The organism is Archangium violaceum (genome assembly GCF_016859125.1).
Classification (GTDB): domain Bacteria; phylum Myxococcota; class Myxococcia; order Myxococcales; family Myxococcaceae; genus Archangium; species Archangium violaceum_A.
This window is the reverse complement of sequence record NZ_CP069338.1, coordinates 9,106,256-9,121,455: the sequence shown is the minus strand read 5'-3', so window position 1 is coordinate 9,121,455 and position 15,200 is coordinate 9,106,256. Positions and strand designations below refer to the sequence as shown.

14 protein-coding genes are annotated in these 15,200 nt (G+C 68.4%); 9 read left to right on the top strand and 5 right to left on the bottom strand.

Features of this window, described 5'->3' with window-relative positions; all coding sequences use genetic code 11:
• The first annotated feature begins 12 nt into the window (after positions 1-12).
• Positions 13-3,141, top strand: coding sequence for a type 2 lanthipeptide synthetase LanM family protein (locus JQX13_RS38665; protein WP_203404432.1), 3,129 nt, complete (start codon positions 13-15; stop codon positions 3,139-3,141).
• On the opposite strand, the gene JQX13_RS38660 is transcribed toward JQX13_RS38665, so the two are convergent.
• Complete coding sequence (locus tag JQX13_RS38660) at positions 3,122-4,468, bottom strand: FAD-binding oxidoreductase (protein ID WP_203404431.1); 1,347 nt, start codon at positions 4,466-4,468, stop codon at positions 3,122-3,124. The genes JQX13_RS38665 and JQX13_RS38660 overlap by 20 nt on opposite strands.
• A gap of 114 nt (positions 4,469-4,582) precedes the next feature.
• On the opposite strand from JQX13_RS38660, the gene JQX13_RS38655 reads away from it, so the two are divergent.
• The 3 genes from JQX13_RS38655 (at position 4,583) to JQX13_RS38645 (ending at position 7,469) form a co-directional block, all read left to right on the top strand.
• Positions 4,583-5,365: a hypothetical protein gene (locus JQX13_RS38655; RefSeq protein ID WP_203404430.1), complete on the top strand. Its 783-nt coding sequence runs from the start codon at positions 4,583-4,585 to the stop codon at positions 5,363-5,365.
• Positions 5,365-5,796 carry a hypothetical protein gene (locus JQX13_RS38650; protein WP_203404429.1) on the top strand — a complete coding sequence of 144 codons (432 nt, stop codon included), beginning with the start codon at positions 5,365-5,367 and terminating at the stop codon, positions 5,794-5,796. Before JQX13_RS38655 ends, JQX13_RS38650 begins: the two co-directional genes overlap by 1 nt.
• Positions 5,797-5,903: 107 nt before the next feature.
• Positions 5,904-7,469 carry a serine/threonine-protein kinase gene (locus JQX13_RS38645; protein WP_203404428.1) on the top strand — a complete coding sequence of 522 codons (1,566 nt, stop codon included), beginning with the start codon at positions 5,904-5,906 and terminating at the stop codon, positions 7,467-7,469.
• Positions 7,470-7,594: 125 nt separating this feature from the next.
• Here the strand turns inward: JQX13_RS38645 and JQX13_RS38640 are convergent, their stop codons facing one another.
• Positions 7,595-7,996: a LysR substrate-binding domain-containing protein gene (locus tag JQX13_RS38640; RefSeq protein ID WP_203404427.1), complete on the bottom strand. Its 402-nt coding sequence runs from the start codon at positions 7,994-7,996 to the stop codon at positions 7,595-7,597.
• A gap of 360 nt (positions 7,997-8,356) precedes the next feature.
• Here JQX13_RS38640 and JQX13_RS38635 point away from each other — a divergent pair, with 360 nt between their 5' ends.
• Both JQX13_RS38635 and JQX13_RS38630 read left to right on the top strand, forming a co-directional pair.
• On the top strand, positions 8,357-9,355 hold the full coding sequence (locus tag JQX13_RS38635; RefSeq protein WP_203404426.1) for an ion transporter: 999 nt from the start codon (positions 8,357-8,359) through the stop codon (positions 9,353-9,355).
• 164 nt (positions 9,356-9,519) lie between these two features.
• Positions 9,520-10,125 (top strand): flavodoxin family protein, encoded by a 606-nt coding sequence (locus tag JQX13_RS38630; RefSeq protein WP_239014110.1) that lies wholly within the window; start codon positions 9,520-9,522, stop codon positions 10,123-10,125.
• Between the two features lie 2 nt (positions 10,126-10,127).
• Here the strand turns inward: JQX13_RS38630 and JQX13_RS38625 are convergent, their stop codons facing one another.
• On the bottom strand, positions 10,128-10,886 hold the full coding sequence (locus JQX13_RS38625; protein ID WP_203404425.1) for a TetR/AcrR family transcriptional regulator: 759 nt from the start codon (positions 10,884-10,886) through the stop codon (positions 10,128-10,130).
• 167 nt (positions 10,887-11,053) lie between these two features.
• Between JQX13_RS38625 and JQX13_RS38620 the strand changes: the two genes are divergently transcribed.
• Both JQX13_RS38620 and JQX13_RS38615 read left to right on the top strand, forming a co-directional pair.
• Entirely contained in the window at positions 11,054-11,836 is a 783-nt protein-coding gene (locus tag JQX13_RS38620; protein ID WP_203404424.1) for a DUF2306 domain-containing protein, read from the top strand.
• A 528-nt stretch (positions 11,837-12,364) separates the two neighbouring features.
• On the top strand, positions 12,365-13,378 hold the full coding sequence (locus JQX13_RS38615) for a S1 family peptidase (protein ID WP_239014109.1): 1,014 nt from the start codon (positions 12,365-12,367) through the stop codon (positions 13,376-13,378).
• Positions 13,379-13,447: 69 nt separating this feature from the next.
• Here JQX13_RS38615 and JQX13_RS38610 read toward each other — a convergent pair whose 3' ends face one another.
• Positions 13,448-13,585: a hypothetical protein gene (locus JQX13_RS38610; RefSeq protein ID WP_203404422.1), complete on the bottom strand. Its 138-nt coding sequence runs from the start codon at positions 13,583-13,585 to the stop codon at positions 13,448-13,450.
• On the opposite strand from JQX13_RS38610, the gene JQX13_RS38605 reads away from it, so the two are divergent.
• Entirely contained in the window at positions 13,584-13,817 is a 234-nt protein-coding gene (locus tag JQX13_RS38605; protein ID WP_203404421.1) for a hypothetical protein, read from the top strand. The genes JQX13_RS38610 and JQX13_RS38605 overlap by 2 nt on opposite strands.
• An 84-nt stretch (positions 13,818-13,901) precedes the next feature.
• Here JQX13_RS38605 and JQX13_RS38600 read toward each other — a convergent pair whose 3' ends face one another.
• Positions 13,902-15,104: a fibronectin type III domain-containing protein gene (locus JQX13_RS38600; RefSeq protein ID WP_203404420.1), complete on the bottom strand. Its 1,203-nt coding sequence runs from the start codon at positions 15,102-15,104 to the stop codon at positions 13,902-13,904.
• Between the last annotated feature and the right edge of the window lie 96 nt (positions 15,105-15,200).

The following is a 15,200-nucleotide window of genomic DNA, read 5'->3' as shown; positions in this document are numbered from 1 at the left end:
GGACTCCCCACCATGAGCCCCACTCCCGAGCCTGTCTGGTACCGGGCCCTCACCCTCCTGGAGCGCGCGGCCACCCTCCCCGCCTCCTCCGCCGAGGCTCCACCGCCCGTGGACGCCGAGCTCGCCGGGAAGCGACTGAAGCGCTGGCGCTCGCAGCCTCCCATGGATCAGGACGAGACCTTCGCCCGCCGCCTCGCCAACGACGGCCTCACCGACGCGCGCTTCCTCCAGCTCCTGGGCACTCCCCCCGAGGTGCTCCAGGCCCGGAGCGGCGAGGTGCCCCGGTGGGTGCGGGACTTCCTCCGGGCGCTCGCGCGTCACGGCGAGCCCCTCCCGGAGCTGCCCCTGCCAGAGAGCGTGCGCCGCCGGCCGGACCACGGCTTCCTCGCCGCCGTGGCACCGCTCGTCCACGAGGGCCTCGAGCGCCTGCGGGCCGGGCTCCGGGGACTCCTCGAGCGCTACCCCGCGGCGCCCTTCTCGCTCGAGACCGCCGAGGCCACCCTCTTCGCCCCACTGCCCGCGGAGTTGCTCCAGCTGCTCGGCCGCACCCTGGTGCTCGAGCTGAACGTGGCCCGTCTGGAGGAGAAGCTCGAGGGCACCACCGCGCAGGAGCGCTTCACCAGCTTCGTGCGGCGGTTGAAGGACCCGGCCTCCGTGCGAGCCCTCTTCGAGGAATACACCGTGCTGGCGCGGCGCCTGAGCCAGCAGGTGGACACGTGGGTGGAGGTGTCACTGGAGCTGATGGAGCGGCTGTGCGCGGACTGGGAAGCGCTGCGGCGGACCCTCAGCCCGGGACGTGAGCCCGGCCGGCTCGTCCGGGTGCGCACGGGCGTCGGCGACGTCCACCGCGGCGGTCGCTCGGTGCGCATGCTCGTCTTCGAGTCCGGCCTGCACGTCGTCTACAAGCCGCGCTCGCTGGCCATCGACGCACACTTCCAACAGCTCCTGGCGTGGCTGGATCGCCGAGGCAACCCCACGCCCTTCCGGCGGCTGGAGGTACTGGACCGGCACACCTACGGGTGGATGGAGTTCGCCGAGACGGCCCCCTGCGAGACGGAGGAGCAGGTGGCGCGCTTCTACGAGCGCCTGGGCTCGCTCCTGGCCCTGCTCTACGCGCTGGAGGCCACCGACTTCCACTTCCAGAACATCGTCGCCTCCGGCGAGCACCCGGTGCTGGTGGATCTGGAGTCGCTGCTGCACCCGCGCCTGCCGGTGGTGGACGCGCGCTCGGCGGACCAGGCCCGGCAGGAGATGTTCGAGTCGGTGCTGCGCGTGGGGATGCTCCCCCAGCGCGTGTGGGCCAACGCCGAGTCCGCCGGTATCGACATCAGCGGCCTGGCCGAGCTCAGCGGACAGGTGAGCCCCCGCGCCGTGCCCCGGATGGAGGGCACCGGCACGGATCAGATGCACATCGCGCGCAAACGGCAGGTGATGCCCGGCGGCCACAACCGCCCCACCCTGAAGGGACAGAGCGTGGACACGCTCCGCCAGACGGACGCGCTGCTCGCCGGCTTCACGCGCATGTACGAGCTGCTGCGCACCGAACGCGACGCGCTGCTCGCCGAGGACGGTCCCCTGTGGCACATGAGCGATGACGAGGTGCGCGTGCTGATGCGCCCCACCCTCCTCTACACCTCGCTGCTGGAGGACAGCCTCCACCCGGACGTGATGCGGGACGCGCTGGACAGGGATCGCTTCCTCGACCGGCTGTGGACGGACACCACGCGCTTCCCCTTCATCCCCCTCATCGTCCGCGCCGAGCGCGAGTCGCTGGAGCGCGGGGACGTTCCACTCTTCACCACCCGCCCCGGCTCGCGCGACGTGTGGGCCGGTCCCGACGCGCGCATTCCCGGACTGTTCGAGGAGGAGGGACTCGCCCTGGTGCGGCGGCGCCTGGCCGGGTTCGGCGCGGAGGATCTGGAGCGGCAGACGTGGCTCATCCGCGCCTCCATGGCCACGCTCGTCCCGGACGTGGACTCGCCGGGCGTGACGTATCCGCTATCCGAAGGGTCCGCGCCCGCCACGCCCGATCGCCTCATCGCGGCGGCGGTGACCCTGGGAGATCGGCTGCTGGAGCTCGTGCCCCTGGAGCCGGGCGCCCGAGCCGCGTACGGGCTGTCGCTCGGCCGGGAGCGGCGCTGGGTGCTGGGCCCGCTGGGCCTGGATCTCTACGCGGGGCTGCCGGGCATCGCCCTCTTCCTGGGTCAGCTGGAGTCGATGGCCGGCACGGGCCGCCATGGCGAGGCCGCCCGGCGGCTGGTGGCCGTGGTGCTGCACCGGCTGGAGCAGGAGCACGAGCCCCTCACCTCCGCGGGCGGCTTCGACGGCTGGGGTGGCATCGTCTACGTGCTGACGCAGCTCGGGGCGCGCTGGGGACGGGAGGATCTGCTGCGCAAGGCCGAGGCCCTCGCCACGGAGCACCTGCCCGCGCTCGTCGACGCGGACACCGGGCACGGGATTCTCAGCGGGACCGCGGGGGCGCTCCTCGTCCTGGTGGCACTGCAGCGCACCGCGCCCTCACCGCGCGTGCTGGAGCTGGCACGGCGCTGTGGGGAGCGGCTGTTGAACCCGAAGGCTCCGGTGGAAGCAGACCTCGCCCGAGGCTCGGATGGCACCGCGCTGGCTCTCCTGGAGCTCTCCTCGCTCACCGGAGAGGAGCGTTTTCGCGTCGCGGCCCGCGAAGCGCTCGCCACCGGGAACGAGCGACGCTTCGGGCCCGGAGAGACATCCTGGTGCCAGGGCTCGTCCGGAGCGGGGCTGGTCCGGCTGCACGCGCTGCATCACGGGGAGTCGAACGTGCGCGAGGCACTGGAGGCGGCGCTGGAGACGGTGCGGGCGCACGGCTTCGGCCAGAACCACTCGCTGTGCCACGGTGACCTCGGCGCGCTGGAGCTCCTGCTGCGGGCGCGCGAGGCACCGGGCGGCGAGCGCTGGGCTCCCGAGCTGGAGCGGCGCTCGGCCAGCGTCTTGGAGTCACTCGAACGGCGCGGGTGCCTCGGTGGCGTTCCCTTCGGGTTGGAGATGCCGGGGCTGATGCACGGACTGGCGGGAACGGGCCACGGCCTGCTCCGCCTGGCCCGGCCGGAGCAGGTGCCTTCCGTGCTGCTCCTGGAGGGGCCGATCAAAGACTCTCGGGATTGAGCAGCCCGCGCGGATCCAACTCCTGGCGCAGGGCCCGCATCCGCGTGTAGTCCTGCTTGTAGAGGGCCTGCCGGGCGTCGCGGTCCAGCTCCATCCAGCCGTAGAGGTAGGGACGGCCGCCCAGCTCCAGGCACTTCTCCATGCACGCGCGGTGCGCCTGCCGGGCCGCCTCGAGCCCGGCCTGATCCGAGAGCGGGCCCAGGTAGTACAGGCCAATGCCATACACGCGCTGGGGCCCACCGTAGGCGGCCCGGATGTCGAAGGGCCAGCGCCCGCCGTCCTTCGGCTGGGCGAGCCCGAGCAGGCGCACCAGGTCCAGATTGGGCAACCAGAAGCGCGAGGGCTGCTCCTCGAGGAAGGCCACGAAACGCCGCAGCCCCTCCAGATCCAGGCAGTAGTCGCCCATCACCCGATACATGGCGGGGTCGAAGAGCTCCCCCTCGTCCTCGCCCTTGTGCAGCATGTCGACGTTCGCCACCATGTGCACGCGCTCGCGCGCCATGCGAACGAGCGGCTCGGGGAGCGAGGAGGCCTGGGCCGCCGCGTCCGTCTCGAACTGCGTGCCGAAGATGGACCAGAGCTTCCCCGCGCGGTGCTCGGCGAAGAAGAGCTCCGGTCCCGGCCCCTCCCACTCCGCCGTCCACGCCAGCGAGTCCACCATCTCCCGCCAGTTGCGGTGGCGGTTCATCTGCAGCCGGGCGATGGGCCGGTCCGGAAGGGTCCGCAGCACCACCCGCTCCAGGACGCCCACCTGGCCGAAGCCCGCGAGGGCGAAACGGAACAGCTCCGGGTTCTCCTCGCGCGAGCACCACACCGCCTGTCCCTCCGGAAGGATGAGCCGGGCCCGCTCCACCTGATCCACCTGCGCCCCGTCCACGAAGGAGCGCACGCCGTAGCCGCCCACGGACAACGTCCCGCCCACCGACGTGCGGAGCAGGTTGGTGAGGATGGGAAACATCCGCCCCGCCCCGGCCAGGGTGCGCTCCACGCGCTTCCACCGGCTGCGGCAGGTGACCTCGGCGCGCCCGTCCTCCAGCACGCGCACCTCGCCCGCTTCCGCGTCGTGGGCGAGCACGATGCCCTCGCACAGACACTGCCCGCCGACGGAGTGCCCGGCGCCACGGGAGCTGACGGGGACGCCGAAGGACCGGGCCACCCTCAGCGTGTGCACCACGTCCTGCTCGCTCTGGGACCGGACCACGGCCAGGGGCAGGCGCCGGCGCAGATTCCCGAAGTCGAAGCTGTAGCGTTCGAGCGAGCTCTCATCGGTGAGGACGGGACCGCGCACGCCTTCACGGAGAGCATCGGCCAGCGAGGAGGAGGACATGACTGCAATTCTACCGGCACACCCAAGGTATCGCGCCAGCCCCCACCCTTCAGCGCTTCGACCTGAAGCCGTGGCCGTCTACCCGGGACGCGAGTCAATGGGCGGGAGGTTCACATGAAACGGGTCCTGGACGTACTGACGGTACTGCTGTTGGCGGGATGTGGGAGCAACCCGCCCCCCGTGACGGGTCGCTTCGGAGAGGTGACGAGCGCGGTGGTGGTGGTCAACCCGGTCATCAACCAGGGATCCACCACGACCGTGGTGGTGGGCAACGATCGCTCGGGCGTGCGCCTCAAGGCAGCGGACCTCGAGCCGGTGCAGACGGATTCAACGGGCCTGGCGCTGGTGGAGGAGCTGCCAACGGGGACGGTGAAGCTGGACTTCGAGCCCAGCACGTACTCCTTCCAGGTGTTCCAGGAGAAGGAGCTCTATGACGTGGTGGTGGCGTACCGGGACGGCACGGTACAGCAGGTCATCCCCCCGGTGCGCTACCCCATTGGAGGCACGGTGGCCGAGGTGGAACCTGGGGGCGACATCGCCCAGGCGGCGGCCAGCGACAACACCATCATCGTGCTGGCCCCGGGCACGTACCCTGGTAACTTCGAGCTGCGCGCCGCGAATGTGCTCATCTTCGGCGCCTGGTCTCCGGAGGAAGGGCCGCTCTCCACCATCGAGGGCAACGTGACGGTGCTCGGAGGTGGCAACCGGATGCGGGGCGTCAAGATCAACGGCCGGCTGACGAGCAATGCCAACAACCTGTCGGTGTCCTTCTCGGACATCGCGAGCGCCACCCTCTCTGGCAATGGCGTGTCGCTGCTGCGCAACCGCTTCACGGCCGGTCAGGCCACGGTGCCCAGCTCCAACGCGGTACTGGTCGACAACACGGGGATTCCCTGATGCGAATGCAGACACTGCTACTGCTGGGACTGGCGCTCGGGGTCTCGGGCTGCCGCATCCACCTCCACGATGACTGGCCGCGACGACCGCCCCGAGGGGAGCCGTATCCGTACCCACCACCACCAGGCGAGCCGCAACCCTCCCCCCAGCCGCCACCACCCCAGGACGTGCTACGCGCCAAGGAGATCAAGGCCGAGCGTGTCTACGCGCGAGTCATCTACGCCAAGGAAGTGAAGGCGCGAGGTGGCCGGGTGGGCCGCACCTACACCGGAAAGGGCGGCAAGGGCGGCAAGGGCGGCAAGGGCGGATGGGGTGGTGGTGAAGTGCATGCCCCAGAGGTCTCCGCGGAGATCATCTACGCCAAGGAGATCAAGGCCGATTGGATCGAAGCGGACGAAATCCACGCCAAGGAAGTGAAGATTGGCCGGTAGAATTCAGCGCACTCCCAGTGCCACCCCCTGAAGGGAGTGCTCCTGGTAACCTTCCCCCTCCTTCCATGGAACCGACCGCCGTCACCGATCCCCGAATCGGCATTGTCTTGCAGGAGCGATACCGGATTCTCCAGCGGCTCGCCGCCGGGGGCATGGGCGTGGTGTACCGCGGCGAACGACTGGAGCTGGGCCGGGCCGTGGCCATCAAGTTCCTCCACTCGTGGATGGCGGCGGACGAGAGCTTCCAGCGACGCTTCCAGATCGAAGCGCAGGCGATGAGCCGGCTGTCCCATCCGTGCTGCGTCCCGGTCATCGACCATGGCGTGCATGAGGGCGCCCCCTTCATGGTGATGGAGTTCGTCACGGGACAGACCCTGCGCGCGCTGCTGCGCGAGGGCGGACCCCTTCCCGTGAAGCGGGCGCTGGGCCTCGTGCGCCAGGTGCTGGCGGGATTGGCCCACGCACATGCCCAGGGCATCGTCCACCGGGACATCAAGCCGGACAACATCCTGCTGACGGAGGCCATCGGGCTGGGCGATCAGGTCCGCATCCTGGACTTCGGATTGGCGAAGCTGCGCGATACGGTCTCGGGCCTGACCACGGGCCTGGCCGTGGGCACGCCCAGCTACATGGCCCCGGAGCAGATCCGTGCCGGGGAAATCGACGCCCGGACGGACCTCTACTCCGTCGGCGTGCTCCTCTTCGAGCTGCTCACCGGCGCCAAACCCTTCAACGGCGAGCGGGCGGCCGAGGTGATGAGCCAGCACCAGGTGGCCCCACCGCCCTCCCTGAGCAGCATCCGCCCCGAGGCGGGGTTCTCCCAGGAGTTGGAGGCGGCGGTCCGCAAGGCGATGGCGAAACAACCCGGGGACCGATTCCAGTCGGCCACGGACTTCGCCGCCACGCTGGAAGCACTCCCGGACGCGAGCGCCCCCTCCGGCTCGTCACCCACGGTGCGGGACCACGCGGCGGCCTCGTCCTCCGCCCTCGAGGCCACCGTCTCCAGCCGTCCCCAGAGGACGGTGTCCGACTCGCGGACACTGGTGCCACCCCGGGACAAGCGCCCGATGCTGGCCGTGGGGGCCGCGGGAGTGCTCCTGGTGGGCCTCGGCGCGGCGCTCCTCTGGCCGGACGCGCAGGAGTCCCGGCCCGCCACGAACACGCCCTCCCCCGTTGCGAAGAGCCCCCCTGCCCCGAAGCAACAGCCCGCTCCCAGCGGGAAGCCAGCCACCTCCGCTCAGGAGGAGAACGTTCCGCCGGAGGACCTCCCCAACATCGAGCAGATCGAACGCTGGGTGAAGGAGGGAGAGCGGCGGAGGGATCAGACGCTCCGGGCGCTCGCCAGTCTGCGCGCGCAATACCCCCGGAGCGCCTACGCCCCCTACCTGGAGGGACACGTCAACTTCGACAACCTCCGCTGGGTGGATGGGCTCGCCTCCTACGGCGCGGCCCTGCGCAACAACCCCGCCTATCGCACGGACGCGAAGCTCATCCGCAACGTCATCCGCTGCCTGGTGAGCGATCGCTTCCACACGAAGTGCGCCGACTTCCTCGTCCGGGAGGTGGGAGCCCCCGCGGCACCGTTCCTCGAGGAGGCGGCGCGCTCGGACCCGTACGCCAATGTCCAGAGCCGTGCGGCCAGACTCCTGCCGAGGGTGAAAGCGCAACGCTGACGCTCACACCTGGCGCCTGACGAATCCAACGAACAGCCTCACCGCTCACAAGGAGCCAGGTCATGATCACACACGATGGCATCAAGACCTGCCGTTGAAGCCACCCGTTGAATCACGCGCGCCCCTCAGCGCTGTCGGGCGCCGCGCTTGACTCCGTGCCGCTCGCGCTCGAACCACGCCTGAAGCAGATCCACGAACACGCGCGTCTTCGGCACGAGTGCACCTCCGACGGGAAAGACGGCATGCACCTCGAGCCCGGGCGGTGTCGACTCTCGCAGGATGGCCACGAGTTGCCTCTTCGCGAGATACGGCTCCACGACCGAGGACGGAGCGCGGACGATCCCCAGCCCAGCGGCCGCGGCCCGCGCGGCGAGCGCCAGGTCGGACACGACCAGGCGGGGGCGCAACGTGACTCGCTTTGACCTTCCCGCGACGACGAAGGTCCAGTCCATCGGGGCATCGCCCTTGGGAACCGCGATCGTGTCGTTCGCAAGCTGGACTCGATGAACGACCTCGAGGCGCGCCATGGCGAGCGCCTCTGGCTCGCGCACCTCGACGTCACCGATACGCCGGCCATCAAGCAGGTGGTGAACCGGGCGTTCGCCGAGTCAACACCTACCTGCTCGGCTCGATCCAGGTCATTCGCGCTGCCACTCCGCACCTGCGCGCGCAAGGGGGTGGGCGAATCCTCCAGGTCTCGACGTACGGCGGACAGGCGGCCATGTCATGTTCGACTCCGGCTCGTGGGAGCAGGTCAGCCGCACGAGGCGAGTCTGGAACATGACCTGGCCGGCCCATGGGCGTCCCTCGCACCTTGCGCCATCGGCTTCCCGTTTTAGCTTGGCGCCGCACCGCTCACGGAGCGGTGTGACTCCGAGTCAACAGCCATGCAGCTCCAGCGGATCGCGGGCTCTCGTCCCTTCCAGACCCTCATCACCCTGTCCATCCTGTTCGCCGGTGCCCTCGTCGGTGTGGAGACCTCCCCCGAGCTGGTCTCACGATACGGGGCGCTGCTCCACGTGCTCGACCGGCTGGTGCTCGCCATCTTCGTGGTGGAGCTCCTCATCAAGCTGGGAGCCGAGGGCCGCAGGCCCTGGCGGTTCTTCCAGGATCCGTGGAACGTCTTCGACTTCCTCATCGTGGCCACCGCGCTCCTGCCCATCTCCGCGCAGCACCTGATGGTGCTCCGGCTGGTGCGGCTGTTCCGGGTGCTCCGGCTGGTGCGCGCCCTGCCCAGACTCCAGATTCTCGTCACCGCCCTCATCAAGAGCATCCCGTCCATGGGGTACGTGGCGCTCCTGTTGGGGCTGGTCTTCTACATCTACGGGGTGGCGGGAACCTTTCTCTTCGGCGCCAACGACCCGGTCCACTTCGGCGACCTGCCCACGGCCCTGCTCTCCCTGTTCCGCGTCGTCACCCTCGAAGGGTGGACCGAGTTGCTCTACATCCAGATGCGGGGCTGCGACCGGTTCGGCTACGGAGACTTCGCCGCGCTGTGCACCCAGCCTCAGCCCCAACCAGTGGCGGCGGTCGTCTTCTTCGTCTCCTTCGTCCTGCTGGGCACGATGATCATCCTCAACCTGTTCATCGGCGTCATCATGAGCGGCATGGAGGAGGCCGCCGAGGAAGAGGAGGAGCGTCGCAGGCTCGTTGTCCCCTCGCGGGGCCAGAGCCTGGAACACGAGCTGGAAGAGCTGGAGCGCGCGATGGCGAAGATGCAGCAGCACCTCGCCCGCGTGCGGAAGACCGCGGCCGCCGCACAGCGGCTGACCGCTGATCCCCCGGAGATGGTGTCAGAAGATTCGAAACGCGGGACACACGTCACGCAACGAGACCCGGTATGGACGGGAGACCCCACCGGTTCCCCCCTCTTTCCGAGGACTTGAGGCTGGCTCGCTTCGAATGTCCCGAAAGGTTGCATCTATGACCTTCGGGACATGCGGCACCACGCTACTCTTCTCATCATCAAGCAACCGGTTCGAGTGACGAGCCCTCGTCGTGCGCACTCAGGGAGTGCGTTGCGGCGCATGAGAAAGAAGAGGAGCTGTATATGGTGGAGACTGTTCGCGTGGTCGTCGTCTATCACAGCGGTCATGGTGGCCACACGGCGAAGGTGGCCGAGGCGGTCGCGGCTGGTGCGGCCCAGGTGGCCGACACGGAGGTCCAGCTCATCAGGGCTGAGGATGCGCCGGGACGCTGGGACGTCCTGGACTCCGCCGATGCCATCATCATGGGCGCGCCCACGTACATGGGCAGCTTGTCGGCCCAGTTCAAGGCCTTCATGGATGCGACCTCGTCCCTGCAGTACGCGCAGAAGCGCTGGGCCAACAAGGTGGCCGCGGGATTCACCAATGGCGGCTCCCGTGGCGGCGACAAGCAGACGTCCTTGATTCAACTCATGACGTTCGCGGCGCAGCACCACATGCACTGGGTGAACCTGGGCCTGCCGTACGGCAACAACCGTTCCTTCACCAACGAGGACATGCTCAACCGGGATGCCTATACACTCGGCGTAGCGGCCCAATCCAACATCGACCAACCCGCGGATGTCACGCCGCCGCCAGCGGATTTGAGAACCGCCGAGTTCCTCGGGAAACGCGTGGCGAACGTCGCGAAGGAGCTGAAGGTTGGCCGGGCTGTCCTCGCCCGCGGATAGGGCTAGCGGACGCGAACGCGCATCCCGACACCGTCGAGGATACGCGCCAACCCGAAGTCGAAGTCGGCGGCTCCGTCGTCACTGTCGTCACCCGGATCGAAGGAGCCAGCAGCGGAAAGCTCAGCCAGCGCGGGAAAGCGCTCGGCGTCGATCAACCTGGCCAGCGTCCGGCCATACCAGGCCTGCGCCTCCCGGCTGCTCTGGGAGGAATGCTCGTTCGTCCGCAGCAGCCCCGCCTGGATCTGCGCCTCACCGCGAACGTAGTTGAGGACCAGGAGTATCACCCCCAGCTTCTCGTTCGGGCTCAGGCCGGTACCGGCCAGGGTGCGTAGGCCACGATCGAGCCAGGCGAGCTGGCCCGGTTCCAACGGTGGCCGGCCGATGGTGACCTGCAATATCCAGGGGTGCCGGTAGTAGACCGACCGCAGTTCCCGGGCCCAGCGCTCCAGCCCGCCGCGCCAACCGTCAACCGCGACATCGATGACGGGCGGCTTCCCTGGCGCGGCATCCATCATGAAGACCAGGAGATCGTCCTTGCTCGCGACATGCCGGTAGAGGGACATGGTGGCGCAACCAAGCCGCTCGGCGAGGTGGGCCATGGACAGCGCGTGAAGGCCTTCAGCGTCGGCGATCTCGATGGCCGCGGCGACGATGCGCTCCAAGCTGAGCGCCTGTGGGGGTCCGCGCTGGCGCCGGTCGGTCCGCCCCCAGAGCACCTCCAGACTGCGCGGAAGTTCGTCGTCGGTCTTGTTGCCCATCATCACTCCTGTTCCCGCGTACGGCGACAGCATCGCACGCCAGCGTACACCCCATATGTTGCGTATGAGATACGCAAAGCGTATGCTATACGCAGACGGGCGCCGCTCCACGCTGCAGTCAAGCGAGAGCCACGCGCTTTTCCGGTGCCATGGCCAGACAGGAGCCACTCATGACCACGAAGACAGAAACGACGGACGCACGGAAGCCTCCAGCCCAGCGCACCGCTCCGGCCGACTGGCCGCCTGGACGGCCACGGTGGTGGCAACGACCCTGGATCGCCCCGCTGGCGAGCATCTCCCTCCTGTTCGTCGCGTTCTCGCTGCCGCCCTACCTGTCACTGAATCCAGAACGGTCCCGGGTACCGCAGCCGGACAACTTCGCGGCGCACTACCCGCTCTTGGTCGCGCACGTGGTCTTCGCCTCGGTGGCGTTGCTGACCACCAGTCCTCAGGTGTGGCCCTGGTTCCGCCAGCGTTACCCGGTTGCCCACCGGCTCATTGGTCGGGTGTACGTCCTGGGAGGGGTGCTCCCCGCCGGAATCACCGGCCTGCTCATCGGCGCGTTCAGTCCCTTCGGCCCACTGGCCCGGGTGAGTAGCGTTCTGATGGCTTCGCTCTGGCTGCTCTTCACTGTCACCGGTTACCGCATGGCGCGGCGGCGCCAGTATGTCGAGCACCGCCGGTGGATGATCCGCAGCTTCGCGCTCACCGCATCGATCATCACCAACCGGCTCTGGGGGGTGATCGGCTTCCTCATCCTTTCGCCGCAGTTGGACACGACCTTCGAGGGCAGCGAGAAAATGCTCACCTGGACCATCGCGGGCCTGTCCACCTGGCTGGGATGGGTGATTCCGCTGCTCATCGCCGAGTGGTGGCTGGACCGCGGCGAATCAGGCAGGCACGGCGCCTGGCTTCCAGCCTCCGTTGTCCGGAGCGCGACGGGACCTGCGTAATCCCAGACGCCGACGACGACCTTCGCGACAGGACCGCCGCCGCGAAGGCCGCCGCCGGCTCGACGTGCGGTCAGTCGTTCCGGTTTTGAGCGGTGTTGTCCACCCGGGAGCGGGGTGTCCACCACTTGCCAGCGGCGGGGGCTCCCAGCACACTGACCATCGGCGGCATGATACGTCCCTACCTCTGGTGTAGCCGACCTATCAGGTGTGTCCACGAACTCATCGGGGCAGGCTCAGCTCACTTCACATCAAGATGTGCGCGATGAGGCTGCGAGTGCCTCAGATAGCGGACCGTCCGCTCGTGGGCCACACAGTCCATATCGGATCTCCTGAGTTACACATGCTTCCGGGAAGCTATCGTATCGTCATGGCGGAGTTCGGTGCCCCCCCTCTAAAGGAAGGAAACCATCCATGCCTCGAAAGCTTCACACGCTCTCCACCGTGACCGCAGTGCTTGCCGGACTGGCTACGACCCAGGGATTGGCGGCTCCCAAGGCGGCTTCCGCCTCGCCGGAGCTCATTTCACAGATGCAGCACGACTTCGGCCTCACGGAAGCGCAGGTCCAGCGCCGGCTGGCATTCGAGGCGGCGGCCCCACACATCGAGAGCACGCTGAAGGCCGAGCTGGGCAACCGCTTTGGCGGCGCCTGGCTGAACGAGGACGGCACCCAGCTCATCGTCGGCGTCACCCATGAAGCCGACGCCGACCTCGTGCGCAGCGCCGGGGCCGAACCCCAGCGGGTCTCCCGGAGCCTGGAACAACTGGAGCAGGTGAAGGCGGCGCTGGACCGCAATGCGCGGAGCGCCAGCAAGTCCATCCATGCCTGGTATATCGACGTCACCACCAACAGCGTCGTGGTGCTTGCCGAGAGCTCTGGCATGGCGAAACAGCGGATAGACCCTTTCATCGCTCTGGCTGGGGACAAGGACGGCGCGATCAAGGTCGTGCCTTCAGAGGACGCGCCTCGCCCCTTTTACGACGTGCGGGGGGCGGATCCCTTCTTTACGCCGAATGGCGGACGCTGCTTGATCGGCTTCTCCGTCGTCGGTGGATTCATCACGGCGGGCCACTGCGGCACCGTTGGCACCCCCACCAAGGGGTACAACCTGGTCGACCAGGGCGTCTTCCAGGGCTCGTCCTTCCCAGGCAATGACCATGCCTGGGTCAAGGTCAACTCCAACTGGACTCCCCGAGGGGTGATCAACAACTCCGGTGGCGGCACCGTCGCGGTCACCGGCTCCACGGTCGCCCCGGTCGGCGCCTCGGTCTGCCGCCCCAGCCCCTCGACGGGCTGGAGGTGTGGAACCATTCAGAGCCTGAACGCCACCATCCACTACGCCGAGGGAGTCGTCACCGGTCTCACCCGGACCAATGTCTGCGCGGGGATTGGCGACTCGGGCGGCCCGTGGCTCTCCGGCACCCAGGCGCAAGGGGTGACGTCCGGCGGCTCGGGCAACTGCACCTCGGGCGGCACCACCTACTTCCAGCCGGTCAAGGAGATCCTGAACGCCTACGGCCTCACCCTTGTCGTCGGCGGATAGCCACCCGGGCCCGCTCGGGTGCCCACGGACCGTGGGCACCCGGCACCGTGCCCACTTCGGCGATGGGCCTCAGCGTCTCCAGGTCAGCCGCACCCGCATGCCACGGGGCTCCAGGGGGGCGATGGAGATACCCCAGGAGAACCGCCGGGCCAGCCGCTCCACCAGCGCCAGCTCGAGGAGCGCGCGCGTCACGCTCCTGGTGACCATGGTGCCACCGCACGTGGATCCCGTGTTGGGAGATGCCGCGCCCGTGAATCGGATGGGCGGCATCCAGCAATCCTGGCTGCTGTTGACGGCGGCGCAGGACACGTTCTCCACGGCGGAGAACAACCAGGCGCTGTTCGACGCCGCACCCAGCAAGCACAAGGCCCGCGAGGCCTTCGACAGCGGGCACGCGCTGCCAGGGACGATACGAGCCGGGGTCCTACCTGATGGCTGATCGACACAGGCCAGCTCCCAAACCTTGGAGCTGGCCGGTGTCATCACAGAGAAGATGGGGCGGGAGGAACGCTCCTGGACTGCACTAAATCTTGACGCCGTCCACGAGGCGCCGGGTGCCGCCGCCGTCCACGGTGCTGACGTTCATGACGTAGTCGTCGGCCTTGGCACGCGCGGCGTCGTTGATATCCCAGATGGAGGCGAGGCCCGTCCGGTAGCCGCGCGCCACCAGCACGTTGCTGAAATCGAGGCCGGCGGCCTGGACGGTCTTGGTGCCACTGTCGTGCAGGTGGATGGTGTAGCCGCCCCCCTGGAAGAAGGTGTAGTTCCATCGCGTCTTCGTGATGGTGGTGGCGTCCGGCTTCACGAGAATGGCGGACGTCACGGCGTTCCGGTAGTCGATGAAGCACCTCTGGCAATCGACCGAGCCGCCGTACTGCTGGAAACCATCCTGATGCCCGTTTCCAACCGTCTCCACGTAGGGGCTCACGCTGTGGATGTACAGGTAGCGGGCGTTGACGGTTCCGCTGGAGCGGATGCCGTCCTGACTGTTGCGGATTTCGAAGCGGTTCAGGTTGACCGTCGCTGCTGCCCGGACCTCGAAGAATCCGACGGCGTCGGTGGCGCGCTGCGGGTCATTGATGACGTTGTTGAAGGTCACTGTTCCGCTCTGCGCGACGATGACGTCACGGAAGACGGCGTTGGACACGGTGCACCCGCTGGAGCAGGCGAAGGTGACGTTGCCGATGACCGTGCGGCCCGAGAGCGCGTCCGCCTGGGCCTGCGTGGTCACCGTCCCCGGCGAGGAGACGGTCGGCCCCGGCGTGAACGTGCCGACGTGGGCCTCGAAGAACGAGCGCAGCGTCTCGTGGTTACGCGTCGCCCACGCATCGTCGAAGGCGGTGTCGATGTTCGTGGACGGCGGGGGATTGCTGCCGCACAGCTGGCCATTGGGGATGTTGATGGGGGCCGCGTTCGAGAAGCCCGAGGCTCCCGAGGCGTCCACGGCCTTGACGTAGTAGGTGTAGTCGTCGTTGGGCAGCACCCCGGAGGTGCGGGTGGACGCGGTGACGGTGGCCACCGGCCGGTCCGGGGTATTCGAGGGTTCCCAGACTTCGTAGGAGGTGGCGTCGACGACGTCGGACCAGTCCAGCGTCACGCGGTTGTCGGACGTACGGCACGAGGTCAGATCGGTTGGCGCCGGTGGTGCAGCGAGGGCTGGGGCAACCAGCCCCACGGTCATGACGGCCGCACTGATGTTCAGGACCGCCCGGGAGAGAAGCTTCATTCAGGCCTCCGGAGGAGAGTTGATGCCGCAGAAACGTCTGCTGGCAGGTGTGGACTATAGAGAAATGAAGCGGCAAGGCGACCAAGGGGTACTCCA

Excerpts from the sequence above, each read along its gene's own strand:
- JQX13_RS38630 (WP_239014110.1), top strand. The coding sequence starts at position 9,520 with ATGGTGGAGACTGTTCGCGTGGTCGTCGTCTATCACAGCGGTCATGGT.
- JQX13_RS38605 (WP_203404421.1), top strand. The coding sequence starts at position 13,584 with ATGGTGCCACCGCACGTGGATCCCGTGTTGGGAGATGCCGCGCCCGTG.
- JQX13_RS38640 (WP_203404427.1), bottom strand. The coding sequence starts at position 7,996 with ATGGCGCGCCTCGAGGTCGTTCATCGAGTCCAGCTTGCGAACGACACG.
- JQX13_RS38665 (WP_203404432.1), top strand. The coding sequence starts at position 13 with ATGAGCCCCACTCCCGAGCCTGTCTGGTACCGGGCCCTCACCCTCCTG.
- JQX13_RS38620 (WP_203404424.1), top strand. The coding sequence starts at position 11,054 with ATGACCACGAAGACAGAAACGACGGACGCACGGAAGCCTCCAGCCCAG.
- JQX13_RS38660 (WP_203404431.1), bottom strand. The coding sequence starts at position 4,468 with ATGTCCTCCTCCTCGCTGGCCGATGCTCTCCGTGAAGGCGTGCGCGGT.
- JQX13_RS38635 (WP_203404426.1), top strand. The coding sequence starts at position 8,357 with ATGCAGCTCCAGCGGATCGCGGGCTCTCGTCCCTTCCAGACCCTCATC.
- JQX13_RS38600 (WP_203404420.1), bottom strand. The coding sequence starts at position 15,104 with ATGAAGCTTCTCTCCCGGGCGGTCCTGAACATCAGTGCGGCCGTCATG.
- JQX13_RS38610 (WP_203404422.1), bottom strand. The coding sequence starts at position 13,585 with ATGGTCACCAGGAGCGTGACGCGCGCGCTCCTCGAGCTGGCGCTGGTG.
- JQX13_RS38615 (WP_239014109.1), top strand. The coding sequence starts at position 12,365 with ATGCAGCACGACTTCGGCCTCACGGAAGCGCAGGTCCAGCGCCGGCTG.
- JQX13_RS38650 (WP_203404429.1), top strand. The coding sequence starts at position 5,365 with ATGCGAATGCAGACACTGCTACTGCTGGGACTGGCGCTCGGGGTCTCG.
- JQX13_RS38625 (WP_203404425.1), bottom strand. The coding sequence starts at position 10,886 with ATGATGGGCAACAAGACCGACGACGAACTTCCGCGCAGTCTGGAGGTG.
- JQX13_RS38655 (WP_203404430.1), top strand. The coding sequence starts at position 4,583 with ATGAAACGGGTCCTGGACGTACTGACGGTACTGCTGTTGGCGGGATGT.